We start from the raw sequence: 24,472 nt of genomic DNA, 5'->3' as shown, positions 1-24,472 counted from the left end.
GGCTTCAGTTGTCTAGGGCTTGCTGTACGGAAGGCTGGGCCTGAATGGCGGCTTTGCGGTGATAGAAATCCAGCACCCGCAAACCGCCGAGTTCGGCACCGCCGCCGGCACGCCCCGGTCCGCCATGCAGGGATTGGGGCATGACATTGCCGTGCCCGGTGTGCAGCTTGGCCACTTCGGAGCTGACCACATGCACGCGGCCGTGGGTTGCTGCCAGTTCGATAGCAGCTTGTGCAAGCGCATCAGGCGCTTCACCGTAAATCGAGGCCGCAAGCGAGCCCTGACCGCGATGGGCCAGAGCCAGTGCGTGTTCCAGGTTGCGATAGGGCATCAGCGCGGCCACGGGACCGAAGACTTCGATGTCATGCACGCTGGCGGTGGCGTCCGGGTCCTGGCAGCCCAGCAGCACGGGCTGGGCGCAGGCGGCAATAGCAGGGTCTGCATCCAGCAGGGCCTTGCCGCGTCCGTCATGCAAGGCCGTGGTGTGCTGCAGCAGCTGGGCCAGGCCTTGCTGCACCACCGCATATTGCTCGCGGCTGACCAAAGAGCCCATGCGCACGGCCTCGTTGCGCGGGTTGCCCACGACCACCTTGGCCAGTTGCGCGCCAATGGCCTGGGCCACGCTGTCATACAAGGCCTGTGGCACCAGCACCCGGCGTATGGCCGTGCATTTTTGTCCAGATTTGACCGTCATCTCGCGCGCCACCTCGCGGGCCAGCAGCTGCACCACCTCGCTGTCGGCCGCATGGCCGGGCAGCAGCAGGGCGCAGTTCACGCTGTCGGCTTCGATATTGCTGCGCACCGAATGGCGGGTGATGGCGCTGTGGGCGCGAATCGTGGCGGCGGTTTCTGCCGAGCCGGTAAACGACATCACGTCCATGGGCTGGAGCTGATCCAGCAGGCCGGCCGAGCTGCCGCAGATGATGGACAGAGCGCCAGGCGGCAGGACGCCAGCGTCCACCACATCCTTGACCATGCGTTGAGTAAGCCAGGCCGTGGCCGTGGCCGGTTTGATGATGACGGGCACGCCTGAGAGCAGGGCGGGAGCGGCTTTTTCCCACAGGCCCCAACCCGGAAAGTTGAAGGCATTGATGAACAGCGCCACGCCCTGGGTGGGTACCTGGATGTGCTGCGACTGAAACGCGCCTTCCTTGGCGAGAGCCACCGCTGCGCCATCGCTCAGATGCCGGGCCGAGCCCAGCGCGGTCCCCCATTTGGCGTACTGGCTCAGAGTGTAGATGCCGCCGTCCACATCCACGGCCGTGTCGTTTTTCACGGTGCCGCTGTTGGCCGTGGAGATGTCGTAGTAGGCATCGCGGTTGGATTGCAGCACGGCCGCCACCTTGGCCAGCAACTGGGCCCGCTGTGCATAACTCAGCGCACGCAAGGCCTTGCCGCCGGTTTCACGGGCAAAGGCAAAGGCGGCGGCCAGGTCCAGTCCGCCGGCATCGACCCGTACCAGGGCGGTCCCCAGTACGGGGTCTTTCAAGACACTGCCCGCGCCGCTGCCGGTTTGCCAGCGGCCGGCGACGTGATTGGCAAGAAGTTCTGTCATGGGGTCTGCCTGTGGTTGTTGCTCAGGGCTTGGTGCAGCTGCACCATAGTGCTTGTGGGGGTGGTTCCAGAGGATGGCTGAGGCCTTGAGAGCGGCTTCAGACTGTGCTGGGAATGTGGAGGCGGGTCTTGATCTGCATTTTTTGTCTCCAGCAGCTCGGCTCTGAGCTGCATCAAACTTCATTGAGAAATATGCAATATTGTGCGTGCATGCAAAAGATAAATAGGAGAGAATGCAGTGTCAAGCAATATATTGCATGATTCGCGTTAACCCCGACTGTTTATCATTCACGCCCTCTGGGGAGCTTTATGGATCAGTTTGTTATGGCGTCTGCATTGGCTGCGGATGGGGATGAGGCGGGCAAAAGCCCGCTGTTGCAGGCATTGGGCGAGCGGGTGCGTAATCTGCGCGCGCGCCGTGGGTTGACCCGCCGCAATCTGGCGTCTACAGCCCAGGTTTCCGAGCGCCATCTGGCCAATCTGGAATACGGGACGGGCAATGTCTCCATCCTGGTGTTGCACCAGATTGCGCAGGCGTTGCAGTGCTCGATGGCGGAGTTGCTGGGCGATATCACCACGGCCAGCCCTGAATGGCTGCTGCTGCGCGAGCTGCTGGAAGGCCGGCCCGAAAGCGAGCTGCAGCGCGTGCGGCTGGCGGCTAGCGAGGTGCTGGGCATGGCGCCCGGCAAGGACACGCACCGCAGCACCCGCATTGCGCTGATCGGCTTGCGCGGTGCGGGCAAGTCCACTCTGGGTCGCATGCTGGCTTTGCACCGGGGTGTGCCGTTTCTGGAGCTGAATCAGGAGATCGAGCGCGTGGCCGGCTGCAGCGTGCGCGAGATCTACGACCTCTACGGTGCCAGTGCCTATCGCCGCTACGAGCGCCGTGCGCTGGAAGAAACCGTGCAGATCTACAGCGATGTGGTGATTGCCACGCCCGGTGGCGTGGTCTCGGACGCCGCCACCTTCAACGAGCTGCTGTCGCATTGCACCACCGTGTGGCTGCAAGCCGATCCCGAGGAACATATGAGCCGCGTGGTGGCGCAGGGTGATACCCGCCCCATGGCGGCCAATCCCGAGGCCATGGATGATTTGCGCCGCATTCTGGACGGCCGATCGGCCTTTTATTCCAAGGCCGATTTCACGCTCAATACCAGCGGCCGTACGCTGCAGCAAAGTCTGGACGGACTGAAAACCCTGCTCAAGCGCTGAGCGTCCTGCCCGGGCGCTGGCTTGGTCAGGCCGGCAGCGCGCGCTGCAGGATGGCGTCCACGTCCAGCATGGCTGTGTTGAAGGCGCCGACCACCATGGCGCCGCGCTGCTCGCCCAGGCGCGTGCTCACAAAGCCATCGGCCATGAAGTCGGGTGCGTGTTGGCGCAGCAAACAGCCTTGGGCCAGCAAGACCAGATCCTGCACCAGACGACGGGCCTGGGGCTCCAGTTCCAAGGCTGGCGCCGACAGGAACCGAGCCAGCGAGTGCGCCAGTTGAGTCAGCTCGGCATCGTCCGCCGCCATGGTGATCAGGTCCTGGAGCAGCAGGCGTGCAGCCTCAGGTTCGCGGCCCATGGCGCGCAGCACATCCAGGCACATCACATTGCCCGAACCTTCCCAGATGGAGTTCACCGGGGCTTCGCGGAACAGGCGCGAGACTATGCTTTCCTGCACATAGCCGTTGCCGCCAAAGACTTCCATGGCTTCGCCCGTCAGCTCTACCGATCGCTTGCAGACCCAGAACTTGGCGGCCGGCGTCATGATGCGCTTCCAGGCGCGGGCCAAGGGGTCGTTGCTGGCCTCGGTCTCATAGGCCTGGGCCAGATACATGGCCAGCTGCAGCGCGGCTTCGCTCTCCAGTGCCAGATCGGCCAGCACGCCGCGCATCAGGGGCTGATCGGCCAGCAACTTGCCGAAGGCCATGCGCTGGCGTGCATAGGCAATGGTCTGCACGGTGGCCGTGCGCAGTATGGCCGCGCTGCCCAGCACGCAGTTGAGGCGCGTGTAGTTGGCCATCTCGATGATGGTGGGTATGCCGCGTCCTTCTTCGCCCATCAGGATGCCATAGGCATCTTGCAGCTCCACTTCGGCGCTGGAGTTGCTGCGGTTGCCCACCTTGTCCTTGAGGCGCTGTATGCGCACCGGGTTCTTGCTGCCATCCGGGCGCCAGCGCGGTACGAAAAAGCAGGCATGGCCGCCGATTTCTCCGCCGGGCGTGGCCATGCGCGCCACCACCAGATGTGCGTCGCACATGGGGGCCGAGAAAAACCATTTGTGCCCGCGCAGCAGATACTCGCCGCCCCGCCCGCCGGCTGCGATGGGCGTGGCCAGCGTGGTGTTGGCGCGCACGTCGGAGCCACCCTGTTTTTCCGTCATGCCCATGCCGATCCAGATGGAATTTTTCTGGGCCAGCGGCAGGTCGCGCGCATCGTAGTCGTGGCTGAACAGCTGGCTTTGCAGCTGCTGCCAAAGTTGAGTCTCTTTTTGCAGCACGGGAATGGCTGCCGTGGTCATGGTGGCCGGGCATAGCGTGCCTTGCTCCACCTGGCCATGCAGGTAAAAGCCGGCCGCCCAGGCGGTCCAGCGGCCCGGGCTTTCGCTTTCGAATGGCAGGGAGATCAGGCCTTGCTCGCGGTACAGCGTCATCAGGCTGTGCCAGCTGGGGTGAAATTCCAGCGCATCCAGTGCGCGGCCGCGGGCATCGAAGCGGTGCAACTCGGGTGCATGGCGATTGGCCTGCTCCGCCTGCTGCCAGGTGGTCTTGTTTCCCAGTTGGGTGGCAAAGTGCAGCAGCGGGGCGGTGAAGTCTTGCGCCTGCTGGCGCTGCAGGATTTCCTGCAAGGCCGCATCGGCCTGTACCAGGTTGTAGCCTGTCAGCTCGTCGAACTGATTGAAGACGTCATGGGTATCCAGGGCGTGCATGAGAGTGCTCCAGAAGCCGATTCACACAGCAAACTTCCAATATAGAGACAGTGCCTGTGCGCCATGAAGCGGGTTTTCCTAGCGACGACGTGCCTGCTCGTACAGACGCTGGACCAGGGGCACATTGCTTTCCAGCTGGCGTATGCGATTGGGGCCTGTCGGGTGGGTGGAGAGAAAGCCCACGCCGTTATTGCCCGTGGCCTGGCCCATTTTTTGCCATAGTGTGACGGCGGCCTGGGGATTGAAGCCCGCGCGGGCCGCCAGCTCCAGCCCGACAAGATCGGCTTCGCTTTCGTCGTTGCGGCTGAATTTCAGACTCAGCAGCTGTGTGCCCACCCTGGCGGCAGCATTGCCCAGATCGCCCAGGCCCAGCAACTGCGCACCCAGAGACAGCCCCAGACCTGTGGCCTGGTTCTTGGCCAGTTGCTCGCGCGAATGCTCACGCAGTGCATGGGCCATTTCATGGCCCATGACCATGGCGATTTCATCGTCACTCAAGCGCAGCTGGTCGATGATGCCGGTGTAGAAGGCAATCTTGCCGCCGGGCATGCAAAACGCATTGATCTGCTTGCTGTTGATCAGATTGACTTCCCAGCGCCAGGCTTTGGCGCGCTCGTTCCACTGCGCTGTGTAGGGGATGATGCGCTGGGCAATGGCGCGCAGGCGTTGCAGCTGGGCATTGTTGCCGTCTACCAGCTCGCCCTTGGCTTTGGCCTGGCCCAGCAACTGCTGGTATTGCTGGGTGGCGGATTCCTCCAGGGCTTCTGCCGGCACCACATTTCGCAGCAGTGAGGGGGCTCCCACGTCGACCTGGGCCATGGCGGCCGGGGAGGCGATGGCCAGCGAGGCCGCAGTCAGCAAAAAGCCGCGTCGGCCCTGGTGCTGGGAGCAAAAGCAGTGCATGGTCTGTGAGGTAGATGGGCTGTGCATGGATAAAGTCTATGCCAGCCGCAGCTCATAGTGGGCCAAGACATCAAGCTGCGGCTTCGCGCTCCGCTTTCACCACAATCCACAGCCCGCCAATCACGGCCAGCAGGCCCAGAGCGGCCCACCAGGCCGGGCGCTCACCCACCACCAGCAAGGACAGCGCAAACGCGGTGATGGGCTCGGCCTTGCTCAAGGCCACGCCGGTGGCGGCCGACATGCCGCGCAAGCCCATGGAGAACAGCAGATAGGCTACGCCGGTGGCCACCACGCCCAGATAGACCACGACGGCCCAGCCGCTGGCGCTGATGTGCAGTGGTCCGCCTAGCCATGCAGCCAGCGGCAGCGACATCAGGGCCGCACAGCCAAACACCCAGGCATTGACGCGGGCCACCTGGCCTTCAAGCACCAGGGCCTGATTGACCAGCGCATATGCGGCATAGGACATGCCCGCCAGCAGGCACAGTGCCATGCCCAGCCATGGCAGCTGCTGCGCGTCTGCCGAGGCCAGGGCCATCACCACGCCACCGCTCACGCCCGTGCAGGTGCCCAGCCACCACAGCGGGCTGGGCATGCGCTTTTGCACCACGGCCTGCATCAGCCCGGCCCAGATGGGGCCGCTGCCAATGGCCAGTGCCGTGCCCAGGGCCACGCCACAGGCGCGCACGCCGGCAAAGAAGCTGAGGTTGTAGACGGCCATGCACAGCCCGCAAAACAGCAGACGGCTCCAGCGGGTGGGAGCTGAGGGCCTGCGGTTTTGCCCGTCTGTCACGGCGGCCAGGGCGATGAAGAACAGCGCCGCCATGGCCATGCGCAAACCGCCAACCCAGTAGGGCGACAGATTGGCCGGTGCAAAGTGCTGGGCCGTGCCTGTGGTGCCCCAGAGCAGGGCGGCAAGCAGAACCAGACCCACTGGGCCGAAGGAAGAAGAGAAGGGGGCGGGAGGCGCCGTGGTGCTGGCAGACATGATGCGTCAATCATGCAGTGAGCCGCTGCTGAAACTGTAGAGAAACGCTGGAAGTGAGGCGCTGGTGCGGGCGTCAGCGCGCGCTGCGCAGCTGGCGCGATGTCACCCCGCGTTCGCGCCTCAAGGCGTAGGCCAGTGCGCTGGCCGAGGCGTAGCCGCAGCGCAGAGCCGTGGCCTCCAGCGCTGTGCCTTGCGTGAGCTGACGCACCGCAGCATCCAGGCGCAGATTGCGCAGCCAGGCCTGTGGCGTGCAGCCTGCCAGCTCCACAAACCGGGCATGGAACTGGGCCACGCTCAGGTGGGACAGGGCTGCAAGGCGGGCGGTAGGCCAGTCCTCATGCAAGGCGGCCTGAACCTGATACTGCAAAGACTGCAACTGAATGCCGCGGCGCGGCAGCAGGCTGGGCGCTTCAAGCACCAAGGCCATTTGCGCTGCAGCCGACAGGGCAGAAGTCGGGTAGCGCAGCGGTGGCGGAACGGCAAAGCGGCGCAGCCTGTCCAGCCCGGCGGCATCGGGTGCGTCAATCACGAACACCTGGGTCTGCGGCTGGGCCAGATAGCCGTGATCCACGCCGGCAGGAATGACCATGCCGCAGGCGTTGTCCACATAGCTGGCCCGGCCGCCCACCTCCAGCTCCAGACGGCCCTGCAAGGCAAACAGCATTTGGGCGTGACCGTGGGCATGGGCCTGATGCTCTGCACTGTAATGGCGCACCGAACTCTGCGCTTCAAGCAGCGCAGGTGCAGCGATCGGGGGGCGGAATGTCATGGCGCAAACAAAGCTTTACAGGCACAGAGGCAGTGCCTGGATGGTAGCGCCGGGCGGGCAGAGCCGGCAACCGATAATGCCCACTGCCTCAAAGAGCCAGACCATGACCGAGCCGTCCCCCAAAACACAAGCCAGCCTCCATTGCACCGATGCTCCTACGCCCGCCAAGCGCAGCTGGGCTCAGGCCCTCAAGGTCTATGCCGAACCCACCAGTCTGCGCATGCTGGCCCTGGGCTTTTCTGCCGGCCTGCCTTTGCTGCTGGTGCTGGGGACTTTGAGTTTCTGGCTGCGCGAAGCAGATATTGACCGCACGACTATCGGTTTTCTGAGCTGGGTGGGCCTGGCCTATGCCTTCAAGTGGGTGTGGTCGCCGTTGGTGGATCGCCTGCCTTTGCCTTTCTTCACCAGGATGCTGGGCCGCCGCCGCAGCTGGTTGCTGTTTTCGCAGCTGCTGATTGTGGCGGGCTTGCTGGGCATGTCTTTCATGGACCCCAAGCAGGCCTTGCAGCCTCTGGTGATCTGCGCGGTGCTGGTGGCCTTCGGTTCGGCCACGCAGGACATTGCGCTGGATGCCTACCGCATCGAATCGGCCACGGTGGAAGATCAGGCTGCCTTGGCCGCCACCTACCAGACCGGCTACCGCCTGGCCATGATCTGGGCCGGTGCGGGCGTGCTCTGGGTGGCTTCCCAGGTGCAGGGTGACACCAAAGGTTATGTGGTGCAGGCCTGGCATGTGGCTTATAGCGCCATGGCGGCCAGCATGCTGGTGGGTATGTTGACGGTGTTGTTCTCGCCCGAACCTCAGGCCAGGCCGATTGCCCCGGCTCGCAATGCGGTGGAGTGGCTGCGCGGTGCGCTGGTTGAGCCGTTTGCCGACTTCATTCGCCGCTACCGCTGGCAGGCCTTGTTGCTCCTGGCGCTGATCGGTCTGTACCGGGTCAGCGATGTGGTGATGGGCATCATGGCCAACCCTTTTTATGTGGACATGGGCTACAAGAAAGAAGAGGTGGCGGCCGTCACCAAGGTGTTTGGCGTGATCATGACGCTGGCGGGCGGCTTTGTGGGCGGCACCATGGCGGTGCGCTGGGGCGTGATGCGGGTGCTGATGCTGGGAGCGATTCTCTCGGCCGCCACCAATGTGCTGTTCGCCTGGCTGGCCACGCGCGGCCATGACCTGACGGCCCTGGTCTGGGTGGTCAGTGCCGACAACCTGGCCGGCGGCATTGCCTCTGCGGCCTTTATCGCCTATCTCTCGGGCCTGACCAATGTGCAGTACTCGGCCACGCAATATGCCTTGTTCAGTTCCATGATGCTGCTGGCCCCGAAGTGGCTGGCCGGCTTCTCTGGCGTGTTTGTGGATGCCTATGGTTACGAAGCGTTTTTCCACACAACGGCCTTGATGGGTTTACCGGTGCTGCTGCTGCTGTTTCTGGTGTCCAGAGTGAAAACAGGCTCTAGCGCTTGATCAGAAAGCGCAATTAGCTATTGTTTTTGATGTCTCGCCTGCGTTTACCCAACTTTACTTGCGAGACAACTGCAGCTGACGCACGGATGGAAACATTCAACCTTGGACCCAATACAAGGCGCGAGCATGACTACACTGCCCCCTATGAGCACGCACCAACTGCTGATGATTGAAGATGACACCCGCCTGGCGCAGATGGTAGGGGACTATCTGGGTAACAACGGGCTGGAAGTCAGGCACATGGCCGACGGCAAAAGCGGACTGGATTGCTTGCAGCCTGCCGATGGCAACGGGGCCGAATTGCCGGATCTGGTGATACTGGATCTCATGCTGCCCGATATGGATGGGCTGGAGGTCTGCCGCCGCATCCGTGCCATGCCTGGCGCTGCAGCCCAGGTGCCGGTACTGATGCTGACGGCCAAGGGCGACCCCATGGACCGCATCATCGGCCTGGAAATCGGCGCGGATGACTACCTGCCCAAGCCGTTCGAGCCGCGCGAGTTGCTGGCCCGCATTCGCGCCATCCTGCGTCGCAAGGGCAGCGATGGCCCCGCGCCCAGCACGGCCGTCATGCGCTTCGGCAGCCTGGAAATTGACCGCGATGCGCGCACCGTGAATGTGGGCAGCCAGGCCACGGATCTGACCTCCTACCAATTCGATCTGCTGGTGGCGCTGGCCGAGCGCGCCGGCCGTGTGCTCACACGCGACCAGATCATGGAAGCGGTACGTGGCCGTGAACTGGAGGCGTTCGACCGCTCCATTGACGTGCACATGGGCCGCATCCGGGCGGCCATCGAGGCCGACCCCAAGAACCCCAAACGCATCTTGACGGTGCGTGGCGTGGGTTATGTATTTGCCAAGCAGCAAGACTGATGAAGCTGCTGCGCATTTTTTCCCAGCGCCTGTATTTGCGCATCTGGCTGGCCGTGGTGCTGGGCATGGCCGTGCTGACGCTGGCCGTGGCATGGGCCTGGAAGATTGCCGAAGAGCAAAGAGCGCAGCAAACCAGCGCTACACCCCCATCGCGCGAGATGGTGATGCGGGGCCCCGATGGCGAAGTCATGGCCGAAGGCCGCGCCATCCGTATACCCGGCCCACCTGGCGATGGCGTGCGCTTTGAAATTGCCGGCAGTGACGGCAGGCCTTACGAATTGTGGCTGGCTCCCCGTGAATGGCGTGGCGAAGGCCGACCGCCGCCGCGCGACAGTGCCGTGGCCTTCTGGCTGCGCCCGCCTTTCGGTTTTTTATGGATGCTGGGCCTTGTCGGTGTGGCCGTGGCGGTGGGTGTGTTCCCCATCATCCGTCGCTTGCTCAAGCGACTGGAGCATCTGCAAAGCGGCGTGAAGCGTTTTGGTGAAGGCGATCTGTCGGTGCGCGTGCCTGAGCGCGGCCACGATGAAGTCGCCGATCTGGCTCACCAGTTCAACGCGGCAGCGGCGCGGATTGAGACGCTGATGACCTCGCACAAATCGCTGCTGGCCAATGCCTCGCATGAGCTGCGCTCGCCGCTGACGCGCATACGCATGGGCCTTGAGTTCATGGGCGACGACCCGACCAGCGCACGCGCCAAGGCCGAGATCCAGCGCAATATCAGCGAACTCGATCAGCTGGTCGATGAGATTTTGCTGGCCAGCCGCCTGGATACGCGTGAGGTGGATGTAGGCACCACGGAGTCCATCGATCTGATCGGTCTGGCCGCCGAAGAATGCGCACGCATCGATGCCGAGCTGGATGTGCAGGCCGATGGCTCGTTGGAGGTGCAAGGCATCTCCAAGCTGCTGCGCCGTGCCCTGCGTAATCTGCTGGAAAACGCACGTCGCTATAGCCAGGGCGAGATCACGCTGATACTGGCCCGACAGCACCGCACGGCCGTGATTCGCGTCGAAGACCTAGGCCCGGGTGTGCCCGAGGGGCAGCGTGAGCGCATCTTTGAAAAGTTCTATCGCCTGCCCGGTGCCAGCGAGCGTTCGGGCGGCGTAGGTCTGGGCCTGTCGCTGGTGCGCTCGATTGCCGAGCGACATGGCGGCAGCGTGCGCTGCGAAGACCGGTTGGACGGCAAGTCGGGTGCCAGCTTTGTGATCACCTTGCCCTTGGTCTGAAAAAGCACCCCGCAAGCGCAGGCTTGGCGGGGCGTGCCGTATGAGGTCAACGGGGCTCTATGGCTGGCCTGCCGATGGAGACGTAGCCCAGGCCGTGGCTGGCGGGCAGCGCGGGGTCGAAGAGATTGCGACCATCGAAAATCACCCTGTCGCTCAGGGTCTGGGCCAGTAGCTCGAAATCGGGGGCGCGAAAAATTTGCCACTCGGTCACAATCGCCAGGCACTCTGCGCCTTGTACTGCGGCCAGCGGGCTCTCCACCAGTTTCAAGTCCGGGCGTTCGCCATAAATGCGTTGCGCCTCCTGCATGGCCACCGGGTCATAGGCCTGCACTGTGGCCCCGGCCGCCCATAGCGCCTCCATCAGGTTGCGGCTGGGTGCTTCGCGCATATCGTCGGTGTTGGGCTTGAAGGCCAAGCCCCAGACGGCCACGGTTTTTCCCCGCAGCTTGCCTTGATAGAAGGCACTGATACGTTCAAACAACACATTGCGCTGTGCTTGGTTGCGCTCTTCCACGGCATTGAGCAGCAGTGGCTCGAAATCCACTTGCTTGGCCGTGTGAATCAGGGCTTTCACATCTTTGGGAAAGCAGCTGCCACCATAGCCGGCACCGGGGTAGATGAAGTGATAGCCAATGCGCGGATCGCTGCCGATGCCACGGCGAACGGCTTCCACATCGGCGCCCAGGCGCTCGGCCAGGTTGGCAATCTCGTTCATGAAGCTGATCTTGGTCGCCAGCATGGCATTGGCGGCGTACTTGGTCAGTTCGGCACTTTTCACATCCATGACCACGATTTTGTCGTGGTTGCGGTTGAAAGGGGCATAGAGCTCGCGCAGCTTGGCTTCAGACGCCGGGTTGTCGGTGCCGATGATGATGCGATCGGGGCGCTGGCAATCAGCCACGGCAGCCCCTTCCTTGAGAAATTCCGGGTTGGAGACCACATCAAACCGGTGCTGCACGCCGCGCTCTGCCAAGCCTTGTGCCATCACGGCCGCCACTGTGTCTGCCGTGCCCACGGGGACCGTGGATTTGTTGATCACGATACGCGGGCCGTTCATGTGTTGCGCAATGGTTTTGGCCACCGCCAACACATATTGCAGATCGGCGCTGCCATCCTCATCGGGTGGTGTGCCTACGGCCAGAAAAATCAGTTCGCTGTGGGCCACACCGTCTGCTGCATTGGTGGTGAACTGCAGGCGACCCAGCCGCTGATTGTGGATGACGAGAGTGTCCAGGCCTGGTTCGTGAATCGGGATTCGGCCGGCCTGAAGGGCCGCGACCTTGCTCTCATCCACATCCACGCACAGCACCTGATGACCGATGTCGGCCAACACGGCGCCTTGAACCAGACCGACATAGCCGGTACCAAAGACAGTGACTTTCATACGCGATAAAAAGAGCGATACCAATCGACGAACCGTTGCACACCGGTAGCGACCGGCATGGCAGGAGCAAAGTCGACCCAGGCTTGCAAGGCACGGGTGTCGGCCGAGGTGCTGTGCATATCGCCAGGCTGAATGGGCAGCATGCGCTTTTGGGCGGTGGTTCCCAAGGCTGATTCCAGCGCGACGATGTAATCCATCAACACCGTGGGAGCGTTGTTGCCTATATTGAAAATCCGATATGGCGCCATACTGGTGCCCGGATTGGGCTGGTGGCTGTTGTAGCTGGCATCGGGCGTGGCAGGCTTGTCCAGCACGCGCATGATGCCTTCCACGATGTCGTCAATATAGGTGAAGTCGCGCACCAGTTGACCATCGCCGTACACATCGATGGTCTCGCCCGCCAAAATGGCTTGGGTGAATTTGAACAAAGCCATATCCGGCCGGCCCCAGGGCCCGTACACCGTGAAAAAGCGCAAGCCCGTGGTGGGTATGCCATACAGATGTGAATAGCTGTGGGCCATCAGCTCATTGGCCTTCTTGGTGGCCGCGTAGTAGCTGATGGGGTGATCGACGGCATCGCTCTCGGCAAACGGCATCCTGGTGTTGCCGCCGTAGACGCTGGAGCTGCTGGCGTAGACCAGATGCTCGACCTGATGCAAGCGACAGCCCTGCAAGATATTGCCAAAGCCCAGCAGATTGGAATCCGTGTAATCGTCAGGCTGGTCGATGGAGTAGCGCACACCGGCCTGGGCTGCCAGATGCAAGACCCTGGAGGGCTTAACCTCGGCAAACAGCGTTGCCATCGCTTTGCGGTCGGCGATATCGAGCTCAACAAAGCGGAAGTCGCTGTTGGGCCGCAGTTGATCCAGCCGTGCCTGCTTGAGAGCGATATCGTAGTAGTTGTTGAGGTTGTCGATGCCGACGACGGGAATGCTTTGTGCCAGCAGATGCTGGGCGCAATGCATGCCGATAAATCCGGCGCAGCCGGTGATCAAAACAGGATTCATGGTTGTGCTTTGGATGCAATCCAGACGTATTGGTACTGTGCAGACCTGCCTGGAACTGGCATTTTTTCATAGGGAAGGCTCAGAGCCTGTACCGGCGTGGCCGGCAGCGCGGTGAACACGCCGCTCCACCAGTCGGGCGCTGGTTTGTCCAGGCGGGTGATCAGCAAGATGCCGCTTCCCGGATGCGCTGGATGTGTCTTGGCTTGAGCCAGGCATTGCTGCACTTGTTTGCCATCCTGGCATCCCATGGCGTATGTGCCTGGAAAGCGGGAGTGCAGCATGGCAGCCAGCATGTGGTCCGATCCGACAATCAGCCCCTGGCCGGTATAACCTGAGGCGCTGAGCTGTCTGGCCAGCTCCTTGATGGGATGGTTGAGTTCATCCGGGGCATTCTTCCAGCCTGCATACCAGGGGCGCAGCGTGGCCATGGTCAGGAAAATGAGAGCGAAAGTCAGTGCAATCGTGGTGAAAGTCTTGCCTGCTCCAGGCTCAAGCAGGGCTGGGCGCCATACATAGAGGGCGATAGGCATGCAGGCTGTGAGGGGTAGGATCCAGCGCTGCTTGAAGTCAGTCACATCGGCTGCCAGCACCATGCCGAGCAGACACAGCACAATGATGAGCAGATAGCGCTGAAAAAGCGGCAATGCCCAGGAACGGGATGACAGAGATGCCGTTGCTTCAGGTGTGCTTTTCCCGAGCTGAGAGCGGTAGCCGACTGCAACGGCCAACAGCCACAAGCCCAGCGTGGAGAGCAAGGCCTTGGTCAGATTGCCCAGGCCTTTGAGGTGGGACGTTTCGGTTGCGATGGACATTTTCTGAACCGTCTCTGCGGTGGCCATACCCCAATGCGATGCTAGCCAGAAAGCGTGAGGTGCAAGCAGCAACAAACCGGTCAGCGGGGCCAGCCACCAGCCCCGGGAGAGCAGCGCGGAACGCACGCGTGGCACCGACATGGCTGCCACGAACAAAGCACCAATCAACATGGCATAGCTGTATTTGGACAGCATACCCAGGCTGCAAAAAATGCCGATCAGCACCAAGTTCACGGCCTGCGGCCGCTGCACCTGTCTTAGCACCGCCCACCACAGACCCATGGTCATGGCGGTCACCATCACGGTATGGGTTTGATCACGCAGGGAGTCCCAGCCAAACGGAGGCATGAGCAGCAAGCTGGCGGCGGTCCACCAGGCCCCTTTTTCATTGAACAACTGCCGGCCGGCCAGCCAGGCGAAGCAGTAGGTCAGTGCAATCAAGGTGTGCTTGAGCACTGCCAGCGCCAACACCGAAGGGCCAAGCAGTTGACAGACTGCCCACTGAATCCATGAGTACAGCGGTGGCTGAGGGCCGTAGCCCAGAGAAAGACTTTGGGCCCAGAGAATCTGCTCGGACTCATCCCATTTCATTCCCGATGAAATCAATGCACGGGAGGCAATATGTGCCAAGGTGAGCAACAGCAGTCCAACCCAGGGTCTGGAGTAAAGCGTTTGTTGCCATTCGGGGTGGTGAATGGAATTGGTGGATGCCATATTCATTGGCAAGAAGCCCAATATTTTGGGTGCTCGCACTTGCTTTTTGCAGTGCGCTGCAAAACAAGGCGTGCCCAGTGAGAGGTGGCTAGCGAGGGTGATAAGTTAGTATAGGTGACTGTTACCCAAACGCTGAGCCTGACCTCCGTGCACGATTTAATTCCTGAAGTTTCCATCGTTGTCCCGATTTATAACGAGTTCGATAATCTGCCCGATCTGGTGGCACGCATTGATGCCGCCATGCGCGCACAGCCCCTGAGCTACGAACTGATCGCTGTGGATGACGGCTCCAACGATGGAAGCGCCAAGCGTTTGCGCGAAATTTCCGAGACGCACCCCTGGGTGCGTGCAGTATGTCTGGTACGCAACTATGGCCAGTCCAGCGCCTTGCAGGCAGGTTTTGACCGTGTGCGCGGCCGCTATGTGGTGACTCTGGATGCGGATCTGCAAAACGAGCCCGGCGATATTCCCTTGCTGCTGGAGCGTCTGGAAAATGAGCCCGACTTGGACATGATCTCGGGCTGGCGCAAGAACCGCCAGGACAAGGCCTTGTCGCGCCGCTTGCCGTCGGTACTGGCCAACCGTCTCATTTCCAAGCTCACCAATGTGCAACTGCATGACTATGGTTGCGCATTGAAGGCATATCGCCGCGAAATCATTGACCGTATCCGCCTGTATGGCGAAATGCACCGTTTTATTCCGTCACTTGCCCGTGATGCGGGGGCGCGGATTGCTGAAGTTCCGGTTCGGCACCATGCACGCACTCACGGCGTGTCCAAGTACGGTATCGATCGCACATTCAGGGTGATTCTGGATCTGATTTTCATCGTCTTTTTCATGCGCTTTCGCCAGCGCCCCTTGCATGCCTTCGGTGGTTTTGGCCTATGGCTTACCACACCAGGCGTGTTGATTCTGATGTGGCTGCTTGTGGAAAAACTGATGGGTGCAGACATTGGCGGACGGCCTTTGCTCATGGCGGGCGTCATGCTGATGCTGATGGGCATGCAGTTCATTGCCGCAGGTCTGATTGGCGAGCTGCTGACGCGTATTTATTACGAATCGGGTAGCGGTCTGCAGTATTACGCCAAGGAACACGGCGCAGCGACGGTTGAAGAACGTCGCAAAGTTGCTACATAAGCATGTCTTGGGTGGTGATCGCAGCCAGGGCCAAGACGTGAAAAAGAGTCTCAAATCGGGCCTTCGTCTGTTGGTCGGACTGCTGCTGCTGGCGGGCATTGTCTATGTGGCAGATCCTTTGTCGTTGCTGCAGCGACTGCGTCATGCCGACAAGCTGTGGCTGTGCGCAGGGCTGCTGGCTGGCATTGCCTCCAACCTGGTTTCTGCCTGGCGCTGGCGCGAGTTGGCCCAGTGGTTTGGTGCCCGGATGCCCGTCCCCCATGCCTTGCAGTGGTATTTTCAGGCCATGGGTCTCAATGTGCTGTTGCCGGGTGCTGTGGTGGGGGGGGATGTTTACCGCGCCGTCATGCTTCAGCGCAGTGCTGTTGCCAACAAGGGAGCCGGAATTTCTGTATTCCTGGATCGCATCAGCGGCTTGTGGATGCTGTGCGCCATCGGTGCTGCTGGCGCGGCACTGAATGCGTCGGTACTGGCTCCTGTGCTGCATCTTCCTGCCGAGTACTTTGCCGCAGCCTGTGTGGCCATCGTCGTGATCTGGCTGGCCATGCCGATGGCGTTATTGCACTGGCTCAAGAAAAGCTCTGCACTATCCAGGCTCCCGCCTTGGGCCAAGCCGCTACAGGTAGCGGTGGCGCAAGAACATAGCGCAAAGCTTTTGTGGGTACAGGCACTTTTGTCTGCCTTGGTTCAGGTTCTCTCTGCTACGGCATTGGCATGCGGAGGAGCGGCCTTGGGCCTCAATCTGCCCTGGAGTGTCTGGGCTTTTGCCATCGCGCCCATTTTTCTGATGGCTGCCCTACCCGTCAGCGTGGGTGGCTGGGGTACGCGTGAAGCGGCCTGTGTCGCTGCTCTGGCGCCGTTTGGCGTGACTGCAGCCTCTGCAATAGGTGTTGGGCTGCTCTATGGACTTTTTGCCCTGGCCCAAGGCGCGCTTGGCGCCTTGGTGCTGGGTTTGCCAGCAAAAACTCAGAAGTGATTTTTCTCTGGCTGCGCAGCAACCGGGTTCTGCGCAACCAGACGGCAGATCGCTCCCCAGAGAGCAACCAGACTGAAGATGTAGAACATGTTTCCGCTGTTGTGGGCGAAGAAGACCTGAGTCCAGCCGAAGCCGAAATACGCGAGCGGCAGCAGGGATGCTGCTGCACGCAAGGCAAACAGCTTGGGCTTTACCTCTTCACTGACCAGGGCCAGACGACGCGAGCTGGGCCAGAAAACGCACAGAGGTACTGCATAGAACAGGAGCAGCAGCAGCAGTCCCAGCATTCCGCGTTTGACCCACATGTCCAGAATTTCATTGTGTGCATGGCCATATTCCATGACTGATGGATGGGCCAGGTGCTTGCCAACCATCTCTTGCTTGGCTTGAGCATATCCGGACAGGCCCCAGCCTGCGAGCGGACGTTGTTCAATCAGATGCAGTGCCAGGCGCCATTGTTCCAGCCGCTGACCCACCGAGGTCTCTGCATATTTCTGAGGTTCCTTGAGGTACAGGGACACTTCTGACACCGCTTCGGAGCCGCGCTGCTCCAGCTTTTGATATGCCGGCATTGCCAAGGCTAGGCCAATGACAACCATTAAAACTGCGGACACCGAGGCCAGTCGCTTGAAGCCATTGAGCCAGGCCATGCACCACACGGCCACGATCAGCATGGGCACTACGACCCAGGATCCGCGAGAATCCGACAGAAAAGAGGCGTAAATGGCGCATGCTCCGAGGATGCCAAGAGCCGTCGTTTGAGATTTACTCCAGCGGCCAAACAAGGCCAGCACCCATGTAGCGAAGCCCAGATACATGGCAATGCCGCCAAACTGTATGGCATTGGTAAAGCCACTGACTCGAGGCATCTTGAGCACGCCGGCCTGATAGGCCGCAATCGCGAGTGCTCCGGCCGCTCCGTAGGCAAGACCCCACACCACAGCGCTCATGCGAATGCCGGTTTTGCTGAGATACCAAAGGCTTAGCGCTGCAAGCGCATATTTGGCTCCATAGCCCCAGCCTGCAAACGAGAACCAATGGTCAAGCGATATGCTCCATAGCAGACCCATGAACAGAAGAATGCCCAGCAGATAGGCTGTGCCCTGTGGCATCCGAGTTGCCGGGCGCGTAAGCAAGCAACCCGCCAGGGCCAAGATGGCTATCGCGGTTGAGCCATATGAGTATCCGGAGGGAAGGCAGAGGCTAAGTGCAAAAAGCACAAAGCAGGCGACGTCCAGGGCGTATGAGAGCCAGTGGGCCAACGGCGTGTGCGGTTGTAATGAATGGCTTTGCGGTTTCATGTTTATATGGGTCTTTTGACGGCTCCCAAAGGGTGCCGGGCTCACGGCACTACACTTCAGCCGTCTTTATTGGGTGCGAAGTGTATGCCGTCATTGCCTATCGTCTATATCAATCTGGCCAAGGATGTGGAGCGCCGCGAGCGTATGGAATCCCAGCTGGCAAACATGGGCTTAAGCGCTTCACGTTTGCCTGCTGTTTGGTGGAATGATTTGCCGGCTCAAATTCAGTCGCAGTATTTTTGCGAACAGCTGAATCAAGACCAGTACTTTAAGCCCATGGGCAATGGCGAAAAAGGCTGCTATTGCAGCCACTTGACGGCGTGTGAGAAATTGCTGGGCAGCGATGCCCCCGCCCTGGTCGTGTTTGAGGACGATGTGCGTTTATTGCCAACACTTCCGCAGGCATTGAATGCGATTGCAGCGCTGCCGCAGGATGCCAGCTGGGACATGATCAAACTGTTTGGACGTGAGAAAGAGAAGATCGCATCCAGAGCGCCTTTGGGCGAAAGCGCTTTGGAGCTTATTTCTTACCAGCGGATTCCCAGTTTTGCCGCCGGTTACGTGATCAGCAGGGCTGGAGCTCAAAAAATGCTGGCCACGCGCAGGCCTTTTGGCAGGCCTGTGGATGTGGATATCCGCTTCTGGCTTGAAAACGGATTGCGGGTCTTTGGGGTCTATCCGTCGGTGATTGCGCTTGACGACACCAGTGAAGTCAGCAGCATTTGGGCGCAGCGTGAGGCTCCTGCCGATCTGGCTCAGCGCTTGCGCAAGTTCAAGATGAAATTGCAACTCACATGGGCCAATTCACGGGCTACGCCACCCCATGTCTCCGAGGTTTTGAAGACTAAGTCCTGAGCAGCTTGCGATATCCCTGCCACATGTGATCACGTCCGTAATGCTGGGTTGCCTGCAGCCTGGCGGCTTGGCCTAATTGCTGGGCATGGTCCGGGTTCTGAAGCAATTTCTGCAATGCATCGGCCATGGCATGAGCGTCGGACTCGGGCACCCGCAAGCCCGTGACTCCGGGTTCAACCACTTCGCGTGCACCGATCACATCGGAGACAACGCAGGCGCAGCCCGCAGCCATGCCTTCGACCAGCGCCAGAGGCATGCCCTCCCAGTGAGTGGACAGCACAAAGATTTGAATCTGCGTCAGACGCTGAGGCAGATCAGGCACATTGCCCAGGAATTGAACCTGCTGCTCCAGATGGAGTTGTTTGACCAGGTGTTCCGCCTTGGTTCGCAGATACTTTTTACCTGCGCCGGCCAGGTACAGCTGTGGCTTGATGCCGCGCTTCCTGAGTACCGTCAGGGCTTGAATGAGCGTGGCTTGATCCTTTTGCCGCGCAAAGCGTGAAGCCATAATGATTGCGGCTTCTCGCTGCTCCCAGTGAAGAGGGATGGCACTTTCGGGGAAGCGGGCAAGGTCTATGCCATTGCACAAGGCAATGCATTTTTCGGGTGGAAAGCCTCTATCTACCAGGCTGGTGCGCACGCCTTCGGATACACCGATGTGAGCCTGTGTGAATGGCTCGAGTTCCAAGGCCTGGCGCAGACGACGATCGGTGTAGCGCTCCCGCGAGTTATGTTCGACATGGAAGATATGGGGCACGCCTTCCAGGGCTGCCGCCTTGCGGCCCCAAATATGATCACTGAAACCATGGGCGAAGACGACATCCGGCTTCCATGAGCGAATGATTTTGCGCAGCTCCCATACAGTCAAGGCATGCAGCCAGTTGGACACCACAATCACTTGCAGGCCCTGGTCTCGCAAGGCCTGTATCTTCTCGTCGGATGTGCTGCGCTTGCGTCTGAGTACCAGCAGAACCTGGAAGTCGGAGCTTCGCTGTGCGGCAAGGCACAGATCAACAGCGACTTGAGTCGCTCCAGAAAAGCCTCCTGTCACAAAATGCAGGATTCGTTGGGGGGTGTGACTTGCAGGTTTTCGCGTATCCGAGAAATCGTGGTTCATGGGTTCTGACGGACAATCCGTGTGCGACAAATTTTGTGTTTTCAATCCAAGTATCCAGCGACGCTTTTCCATCATGACCCGGATTCCAGCCTGCCTGTTCAAGGGCGTATTGCAACTGGTTCAGCCCAAAGTGCTGAACTCCTCTGCAGAGTACAGATTGCCCCGCTCAGTAGTGCTGGAAGGCCGCCTTGATCAACGGGAGGAAGAGGTAAAAATTCCCAAGCTGCTGTGGACTTATTGGAATCACCCGCAGCCGGATGCGTTTGTGAACGAATGCATTCAGAGCTGGCGTTTGCAATGCCCGGATTATGAAGTCCGTCTGGTGCATCCCGGCAATCTGGATCAGTACGTGCGCCAGGGAGAGTTGCCTGCGCAATTTGCTCAGTTGCATCCCACCAAGCAGTCCGACTGGCTGCGTTTGTATCTTGTTGCTTGTTATGGTGGTTTCTGGCTTGATGCCAGTACCTTGCTGACCAGCTCTCTGGACTGGATGCAGGCTGGAGCAGATCCACGCTCCGAGTTCACTGGCTTTTACCTTGAGAAATTCACCAAGGACGCTCAATTTCCGGTGATCGAAAGCTGGGCATTCGGCGCTGTGGCTGGCTCGCCCTTCATTACAGCCTGGCAAAAAGAGTTCCACCTGGCTTTGATTGAAGAGGGAACGGATGCGTATCTGCAACGTCACCAATCCATGCCGGGCTGGTCCGAGATTCAGCAAAATATCGAAGACCCCCGCTATTTGCTGATTCACATTACGGCCCAGCAGGTGCTGCGTGGACAGCAATTCTCGCGCATGGCCTTGTTCAAGGCCGAGGACACGGCTTACTACTATCACCGTGCTTTGCGCTGGAAGTGGTATCTGCTTTACCCACAACTATGTCTGGTTGCTGCACCCAGGCAAAGTGCACCCATCGTCAAACTGCGTGGCGGCGAGCGTCGCCACTTCACGGAAATGTTTACCTCGCATGGCGGCTCCGTGCCTGGCAGCACCTGGCATCAGGCTTTGAACCCCCAAGAAAAAAGGCCTTGAAAAGGCCTTGGGGTGAGGTAGGTGCAGTTGGCTCAATGACCGCCTGAAAACACTTCGCCCGCCTTCAGTCGGTAGACTGTGCCGCAATAGGGGCACTTGGCTTCGCCGGTCTTGGCCACGTCCAGATAAACCTTGGGGTGGGAGTTCCACAGCTTCATGTCGGCTTTGGGGCTGGGGCAGAACACGCCGCCTTGGTGGTTCAAGTCCTGGGCGGCCAGTTCGATGACGGCATTGGTAGACATGCTAGTTAATCTTTCTCTGAAATTTCAGTGGGGATGGTAATCGGTTCGGCTCTGCAAACGGGGTGGCTGAGCCAGGGGAGGCCAGCCAGCATCGTCTCGCAGCGAAGGCGCCGTCCAGCGCCTTAGTGGGTCAGACCAAAGTCAGCCAGTGGGCGTACTTGGGGTTGCGGCCGTTGACGATGTCAAAGAAGGCCTTCTGGATTTTTTCGGTCAGCGGGCCGCGGCGGCCTTCACCGATCTGGATGCGGTCCACTTCGCGGATGGGGGTCACTTCGGCGGCAGTGCCGGTGAAGAACAGCTCGTCACAGATATACAGCTCATCGCGGGTGATGCGCTTTTGCACCACTTCCAGGCCCAGGTCTTCGCAAATGTGCATCACGGTGTTGCGGGTGATGCCGTTCAGGGCCCCGGCCGACAGATCGGGTGTGTAGACCACGCCGTCCTTGATGACAAAGATATTCTCGCCCGAGCCTTCGGACACAAAGCCGGAGGCGTCCAGCAAGATGGCCTCGTCGTAGCCGTCGTCCAGGGCCTCGGTATTGGCCAGTATGGAGTTGGTGTAGTTGCTCACCGCCTTGGCCTGGCTCATGGTGATGTTCACATGGTGGCGCGTGAAGCTGGAGATCTTGGTGCGGATGCCGCGCTCCATGCCGTCTTCGCCCAGATAGGCGCCCCAGGCCCATGCGGCCACCATCAGGTGGATGGTGTTGCCCTTGGGGCTGACGCCCAGCTTGCGGTCGCCAATCCAGGTCAGTGGGCGCAGATAGCAGGACTTCAGGCCGTTGGCCTTGACCACGTCCACCTGGGCCTGATTGACCTGGTCTTGTGTGAGGGGGATCTGCATGCGCAGGATCTTGGCGCTGTTGAACAGGCGCTTGGTGTGATCCTGCAGGCGGAAGATGGCCGTGCCCTGTTCGGTCTCATAGGCGCGTACGCCTTCGAATGCGCCGCAGCCGTAGTGCAGCGTGTGGGTCAGCACATGGATCTTGGCATCGCGCCATTCCACCATCTGGCCATCCATCCAGATCTTGCCGTCGCGGTCGGACATCGAGGGAACAACAGGGCTCATAAAACCATCCTCTAAGGGCTTGTGTGCGGACGGACGCCAGCGCTGAAACGTTCAGCTGCGGCGTTTGTCTCCGTAAGCCCTTATTTTAGGATGTCGCAGAGCCTGGAGTCTGGGCGTTTGTTTCCGGTGTGGGTAAAGCGGCTGCATCCTCCTTGGGCTCAGGGCGCTGCAGCGACCATTTCACCAAGCGGCCCGAGACAAATTCGCAGGTCACATGCGACTGGCTGCCGTCGGTCCAGCGGTAAATTTCCGGATCCTTGCCTTCTTCGGACAGACGCTCGCCCAGCGAGCGTGTCATGGCCACCACGTGCACCAGAGGCACTTTGGGCTTGAGCTTGGCATTGAGCATGACGGCGCTGCCCACATAGCCGATGGGGCGGTTGGCGGCTTTTTTCATGACGGACATCAGCCGCGTGAAGTGCAGCAGCAGCCACATGATGATGCCGCCGGCCACGGCGGCCACGCCTGGCCAGCCCGCAGACCGATGGGCCGCAAGCACCAGAACGAGCAGGCCCACAGGAATCAGAATATTGCGCAAATTCATGGATGAGATTGTCTTATGCAAGCAGAGGTCAGAGTCTGCGGTCAGTGCGTATGCCCCTTGATCCGACTCGGTGGGTGGGCGATGGATTCAAAAACAGGAGCGGGTAGCGCTTTCAACAGTTGAAGATCAAGTCGTTTTTTATTTGAAATTCAATCAAATCAAGCGCTGATAGCTAGCCTTTTGAAGAATCAAGCAATGCCTCTCACGATATTCATGGCCTCGTCCACACGCTCCACCGCATGAATGGTCAGGCCGGGAATGGCCTTCTTGGGTGCATTGGCCTTGGGGACTACCGCGACAGTGAATCCTAACTTTGCAGCTTCCTTCAGACGCTCCTGACCGCGCGGCGCCGGACGCACCTCGCCGGCCAAGCCTACCTCACCAAAGGCGATAAAACCCTTGGGCAAAGCCTTGCCGCGCAGACTGGAAGTGATCGCCAACATCACGGCCAGATCAGCTGCCGGCTCATTGATGCGCACGCCGCCCACGGCATTGACGAACACATCCTGATCGGCACAGGCCACACCCGCATGGCGGTTGAGCACGGCCAGCAGCATGGCCAGCCGGTCCTTGTCCAGGCCCACGGACAGCCTGCGGGCCTGCGGGCCGCCTTGATCGACGAGTGCCTGAATTTCCACCAACAGAGGGCGCGTGCCTTCCAGCGTCACCAGCACGCAGCTGCCGGGCACGGGCTCGCTGTGCTGGGAGAGGAAGATGGCGCTGGGGTTTGTGACGCCCTTGAGGCCTTTTTCCGTCATGGCGAAGACGCCAATCTCGTTCACCGCCCCAAAGCGGTTCTTGATGGCGCGCACCAGGCGGAAGTTGCTGTGTGTATCGCCCTCGAAGTAGAGCACCGTGTCCACCATATGTTCCAGCACGCGCGGGCCGGCCAGGGCGCCGTCCTTGGTGACGTGGCCTACTAGGATGATGGTGATGCCCGTGGTCTTGGCCGCACGCGTCAGGTGCGCAGCGCATTCGCGTACCTGGGCCACCGAGCCGGGTGCGGACGATAGCTGGTCCGAATACACGGTCTGAATCGAGTCGACCACCACCACGGCCGGCTGAGTCGCTTCCACCGTGGCCAGGATTTTTTCCAACTGAATCTCGGCCAGCACATTGACCTGGCTGTTGTCCAGCCCCAGGCGGCGCGAACGCAGGGCCACCTGGGCACCGCTTTCTTCCCCGGTCACATACAGCGTGGGCAGGCCTATGCGGTGCAATGCATCCATGGCCTGCAGAAGAAGTGTGGACTTGCCTATGCCAGGGTCGCCGCCAATCAAGACCACGCCGCCTTCCACCACGCCGCCGCCCAGTACCCGGTCCAGTTCTTCTATGCCGCTGGGCGTGCGCGCCACGTCCTGTGCTTCGATGGCCGACAGCGGCGTAACGGGCTGGGCATTGGCCAGGCCTGCATAGCCCTGGGGTTGGCTTAACCGGTTCTTGCCGCCCGAAGCCGATTCGGCCACGGTCTCTATCAGCGAGTTCCAGGCGCCGCAGCTAGGGCATTTGCCCAGCCAGCGCGGGCAGGTGCCGCCGCAGGCATTGCAGGTAAACGTGGTTTTTTCTTTGGCCATGAGCGGCCACTATACAGA

At 60.6% G+C, this 24,472-nt stretch carries 22 protein-coding genes; 8 read left to right on the top strand and 14 right to left on the bottom strand.

The genetic code is table 11. The annotated features are described in order from the left end of the window. Window positions 1-4 precede the first annotated feature (4 nt). On the bottom strand, window positions 5-1,555 hold the full coding sequence (locus ACNAZA_RS12730) for a 3,4-dehydroadipyl-CoA semialdehyde dehydrogenase (RefSeq protein ID WP_415796939.1): 1,551 nt from the start codon (window positions 1,553-1,555) through the stop codon (window positions 5-7). A gap of 308 nt (window positions 1,556-1,863) precedes the next feature. On the opposite strand from ACNAZA_RS12730, the gene ACNAZA_RS12725 reads away from it, so the two are divergent. Continuing rightward, complete coding sequence (locus ACNAZA_RS12725; protein WP_120965580.1) at window positions 1,864-2,766, top strand: helix-turn-helix transcriptional regulator; 903 nt, start codon at window positions 1,864-1,866, stop codon at window positions 2,764-2,766. A 25-nt stretch (window positions 2,767-2,791) separates the two neighbouring features. Here the strand turns inward: ACNAZA_RS12725 and ACNAZA_RS12720 are convergent, their stop codons facing one another. From ACNAZA_RS12720 to ACNAZA_RS12705, 4 genes are all read right to left on the bottom strand, one after another. Further along, entirely contained in the window at window positions 2,792-4,468 is a 1,677-nt protein-coding gene (locus ACNAZA_RS12720; protein WP_415796938.1) for an acyl-CoA dehydrogenase family protein, read from the bottom strand. Window positions 4,469-4,546: 78 nt separating this feature from the next. Next, window positions 4,547-5,398, bottom strand: coding sequence for a M48 family metallopeptidase (locus tag ACNAZA_RS12715; protein WP_415796937.1), 852 nt, complete (start codon window positions 5,396-5,398; stop codon window positions 4,547-4,549). A 43-nt stretch (window positions 5,399-5,441) separates the two neighbouring features. Next, window positions 5,442-6,359 carry a DMT family transporter gene (locus tag ACNAZA_RS12710; RefSeq protein WP_415796936.1) on the bottom strand — a complete coding sequence of 306 codons (918 nt, stop codon included), beginning with the start codon at window positions 6,357-6,359 and terminating at the stop codon, window positions 5,442-5,444. Between the two features lie 73 nt (window positions 6,360-6,432). Beyond that, window positions 6,433-7,128: a helix-turn-helix domain-containing protein gene (locus tag ACNAZA_RS12705; RefSeq protein ID WP_415796935.1), complete on the bottom strand. Its 696-nt coding sequence runs from the start codon at window positions 7,126-7,128 to the stop codon at window positions 6,433-6,435. Between the two features lie 103 nt (window positions 7,129-7,231). Here ACNAZA_RS12705 and ACNAZA_RS12700 point away from each other — a divergent pair, with 103 nt between their 5' ends. From ACNAZA_RS12700 to ACNAZA_RS12690, 3 genes are all read left to right on the top strand, one after another. Continuing rightward, complete coding sequence (locus ACNAZA_RS12700; RefSeq protein WP_415796934.1) at window positions 7,232-8,593, top strand: AmpG family muropeptide MFS transporter; 1,362 nt, start codon at window positions 7,232-7,234, stop codon at window positions 8,591-8,593. 126 nt (window positions 8,594-8,719) lie between these two features. Beyond that, a complete protein-coding gene (locus ACNAZA_RS12695; protein ID WP_415796933.1) occupies window positions 8,720-9,466 on the top strand; it encodes a response regulator in 747 nt (248 codons plus the stop codon). Next, on the top strand, window positions 9,466-10,692 hold the full coding sequence (locus ACNAZA_RS12690) for an ATP-binding protein (protein ID WP_415796932.1): 1,227 nt from the start codon (window positions 9,466-9,468) through the stop codon (window positions 10,690-10,692). The genes ACNAZA_RS12695 and ACNAZA_RS12690 overlap by 1 nt, the downstream gene beginning before the upstream one ends. Before the next feature lie 46 nt (window positions 10,693-10,738). Here ACNAZA_RS12690 and ACNAZA_RS12685 read toward each other — a convergent pair whose 3' ends face one another. The 3 genes from ACNAZA_RS12685 to ACNAZA_RS12675 are packed head-to-tail and all read right to left on the bottom strand — an operon-like array spanning window position 10,739 to window position 14,609. Next, window positions 10,739-12,076, bottom strand: a complete 1,338-nt coding sequence (locus ACNAZA_RS12685) for a UDP-glucose dehydrogenase family protein (protein WP_415796931.1) — start codon at window positions 12,074-12,076, stop codon at window positions 10,739-10,741. Continuing rightward, on the bottom strand, window positions 12,073-13,083 hold the full coding sequence (locus ACNAZA_RS12680) for an NAD-dependent epimerase (protein WP_415796930.1): 1,011 nt from the start codon (window positions 13,081-13,083) through the stop codon (window positions 12,073-12,075). Before ACNAZA_RS12680 ends, ACNAZA_RS12685 begins: the two co-directional genes overlap by 4 nt. Then, window positions 13,080-14,609, bottom strand: coding sequence for an ArnT family glycosyltransferase (locus ACNAZA_RS12675; RefSeq protein WP_415796929.1), 1,530 nt, complete (start codon window positions 14,607-14,609; stop codon window positions 13,080-13,082). The genes ACNAZA_RS12680 and ACNAZA_RS12675 overlap by 4 nt, the downstream gene beginning before the upstream one ends. Before the next feature lie 138 nt (window positions 14,610-14,747). On the opposite strand from ACNAZA_RS12675, the gene ACNAZA_RS12670 reads away from it, so the two are divergent. Further along, window positions 14,748-15,746, top strand: coding sequence for a glycosyltransferase family 2 protein (locus ACNAZA_RS12670; RefSeq protein ID WP_415797003.1), 999 nt, complete (start codon window positions 14,748-14,750; stop codon window positions 15,744-15,746). Between the two features lie 37 nt (window positions 15,747-15,783). Beyond that, on the top strand, window positions 15,784-16,722 hold the full coding sequence (locus tag ACNAZA_RS12665) for a lysylphosphatidylglycerol synthase transmembrane domain-containing protein (RefSeq protein WP_415796928.1): 939 nt from the start codon (window positions 15,784-15,786) through the stop codon (window positions 16,720-16,722). Here ACNAZA_RS12665 and ACNAZA_RS12660 read toward each other — a convergent pair. Continuing rightward, the gene (locus ACNAZA_RS12660) at window positions 16,713-17,834 is read right to left on the bottom strand and encodes an O-antigen ligase family protein (protein WP_415796927.1); all 1,122 of its coding nucleotides are present in this window, start codon (window positions 17,832-17,834) and stop codon (window positions 16,713-16,715) included. The two genes, ACNAZA_RS12665 and ACNAZA_RS12660, sit on opposite strands and share 10 nt — an antisense overlap. Before the next feature lie 273 nt (window positions 17,835-18,107). Between ACNAZA_RS12660 and ACNAZA_RS12655 the strand changes: the two genes are divergently transcribed. Beyond that, the gene (locus ACNAZA_RS12655) at window positions 18,108-18,878 is read left to right on the top strand and encodes a glycosyltransferase family 25 protein (RefSeq protein WP_415796926.1); all 771 of its coding nucleotides are present in this window, start codon (window positions 18,108-18,110) and stop codon (window positions 18,876-18,878) included. On the opposite strand, the gene ACNAZA_RS12650 is transcribed toward ACNAZA_RS12655, so the two are convergent. Continuing rightward, window positions 18,868-19,995 carry a glycosyltransferase gene (locus ACNAZA_RS12650; RefSeq protein WP_415796925.1) on the bottom strand — a complete coding sequence of 376 codons (1,128 nt, stop codon included), beginning with the start codon at window positions 19,993-19,995 and terminating at the stop codon, window positions 18,868-18,870. The genes ACNAZA_RS12655 and ACNAZA_RS12650 overlap by 11 nt on opposite strands. A 73-nt stretch (window positions 19,996-20,068) precedes the next feature. Here ACNAZA_RS12650 and ACNAZA_RS12645 point away from each other — a divergent pair, with 73 nt between their 5' ends. Beyond that, window positions 20,069-21,025 (top strand): glycosyltransferase family 32 protein, encoded by a 957-nt coding sequence (locus tag ACNAZA_RS12645; protein WP_415796924.1) that lies wholly within the window; start codon window positions 20,069-20,071, stop codon window positions 21,023-21,025. Between the two features lie 32 nt (window positions 21,026-21,057). Here the strand turns inward: ACNAZA_RS12645 and ACNAZA_RS12640 are convergent, their stop codons facing one another. From ACNAZA_RS12640 to radA, 4 genes are all read right to left on the bottom strand, one after another. Continuing rightward, a complete protein-coding gene (locus ACNAZA_RS12640) occupies window positions 21,058-21,267 on the bottom strand; it encodes a zinc-finger domain-containing protein (protein WP_415796923.1) in 210 nt (69 codons plus the stop codon). 130 nt (window positions 21,268-21,397) lie between these two features. Further along, window positions 21,398-22,336 carry a branched-chain amino acid transaminase gene (locus tag ACNAZA_RS12635; RefSeq protein WP_415796922.1) on the bottom strand — a complete coding sequence of 313 codons (939 nt, stop codon included), beginning with the start codon at window positions 22,334-22,336 and terminating at the stop codon, window positions 21,398-21,400. A gap of 85 nt (window positions 22,337-22,421) precedes the next feature. Next, a complete protein-coding gene (locus ACNAZA_RS12630; RefSeq protein WP_415796921.1) occupies window positions 22,422-22,880 on the bottom strand; it encodes a glycerate kinase in 459 nt (152 codons plus the stop codon). A 188-nt stretch (window positions 22,881-23,068) separates the two neighbouring features. Further along, window positions 23,069-24,454, bottom strand: coding sequence for a DNA repair protein RadA (radA, locus tag ACNAZA_RS12625; protein WP_415796920.1), 1,386 nt, complete (start codon window positions 24,452-24,454; stop codon window positions 23,069-23,071). Between the last annotated feature and the right edge of the window lie 18 nt (window positions 24,455-24,472).

It is taken from the genome of Comamonas aquatilis (genome assembly GCF_965139575.1).
In the GTDB taxonomy this organism is placed as follows: domain Bacteria; phylum Pseudomonadota; class Gammaproteobacteria; order Burkholderiales; family Burkholderiaceae_C; genus Comamonas; species Comamonas aquatilis.
Note: the sequence above shows the minus strand (reverse complement) of the source record. Positions and strands in the feature narration are given on the sequence as shown.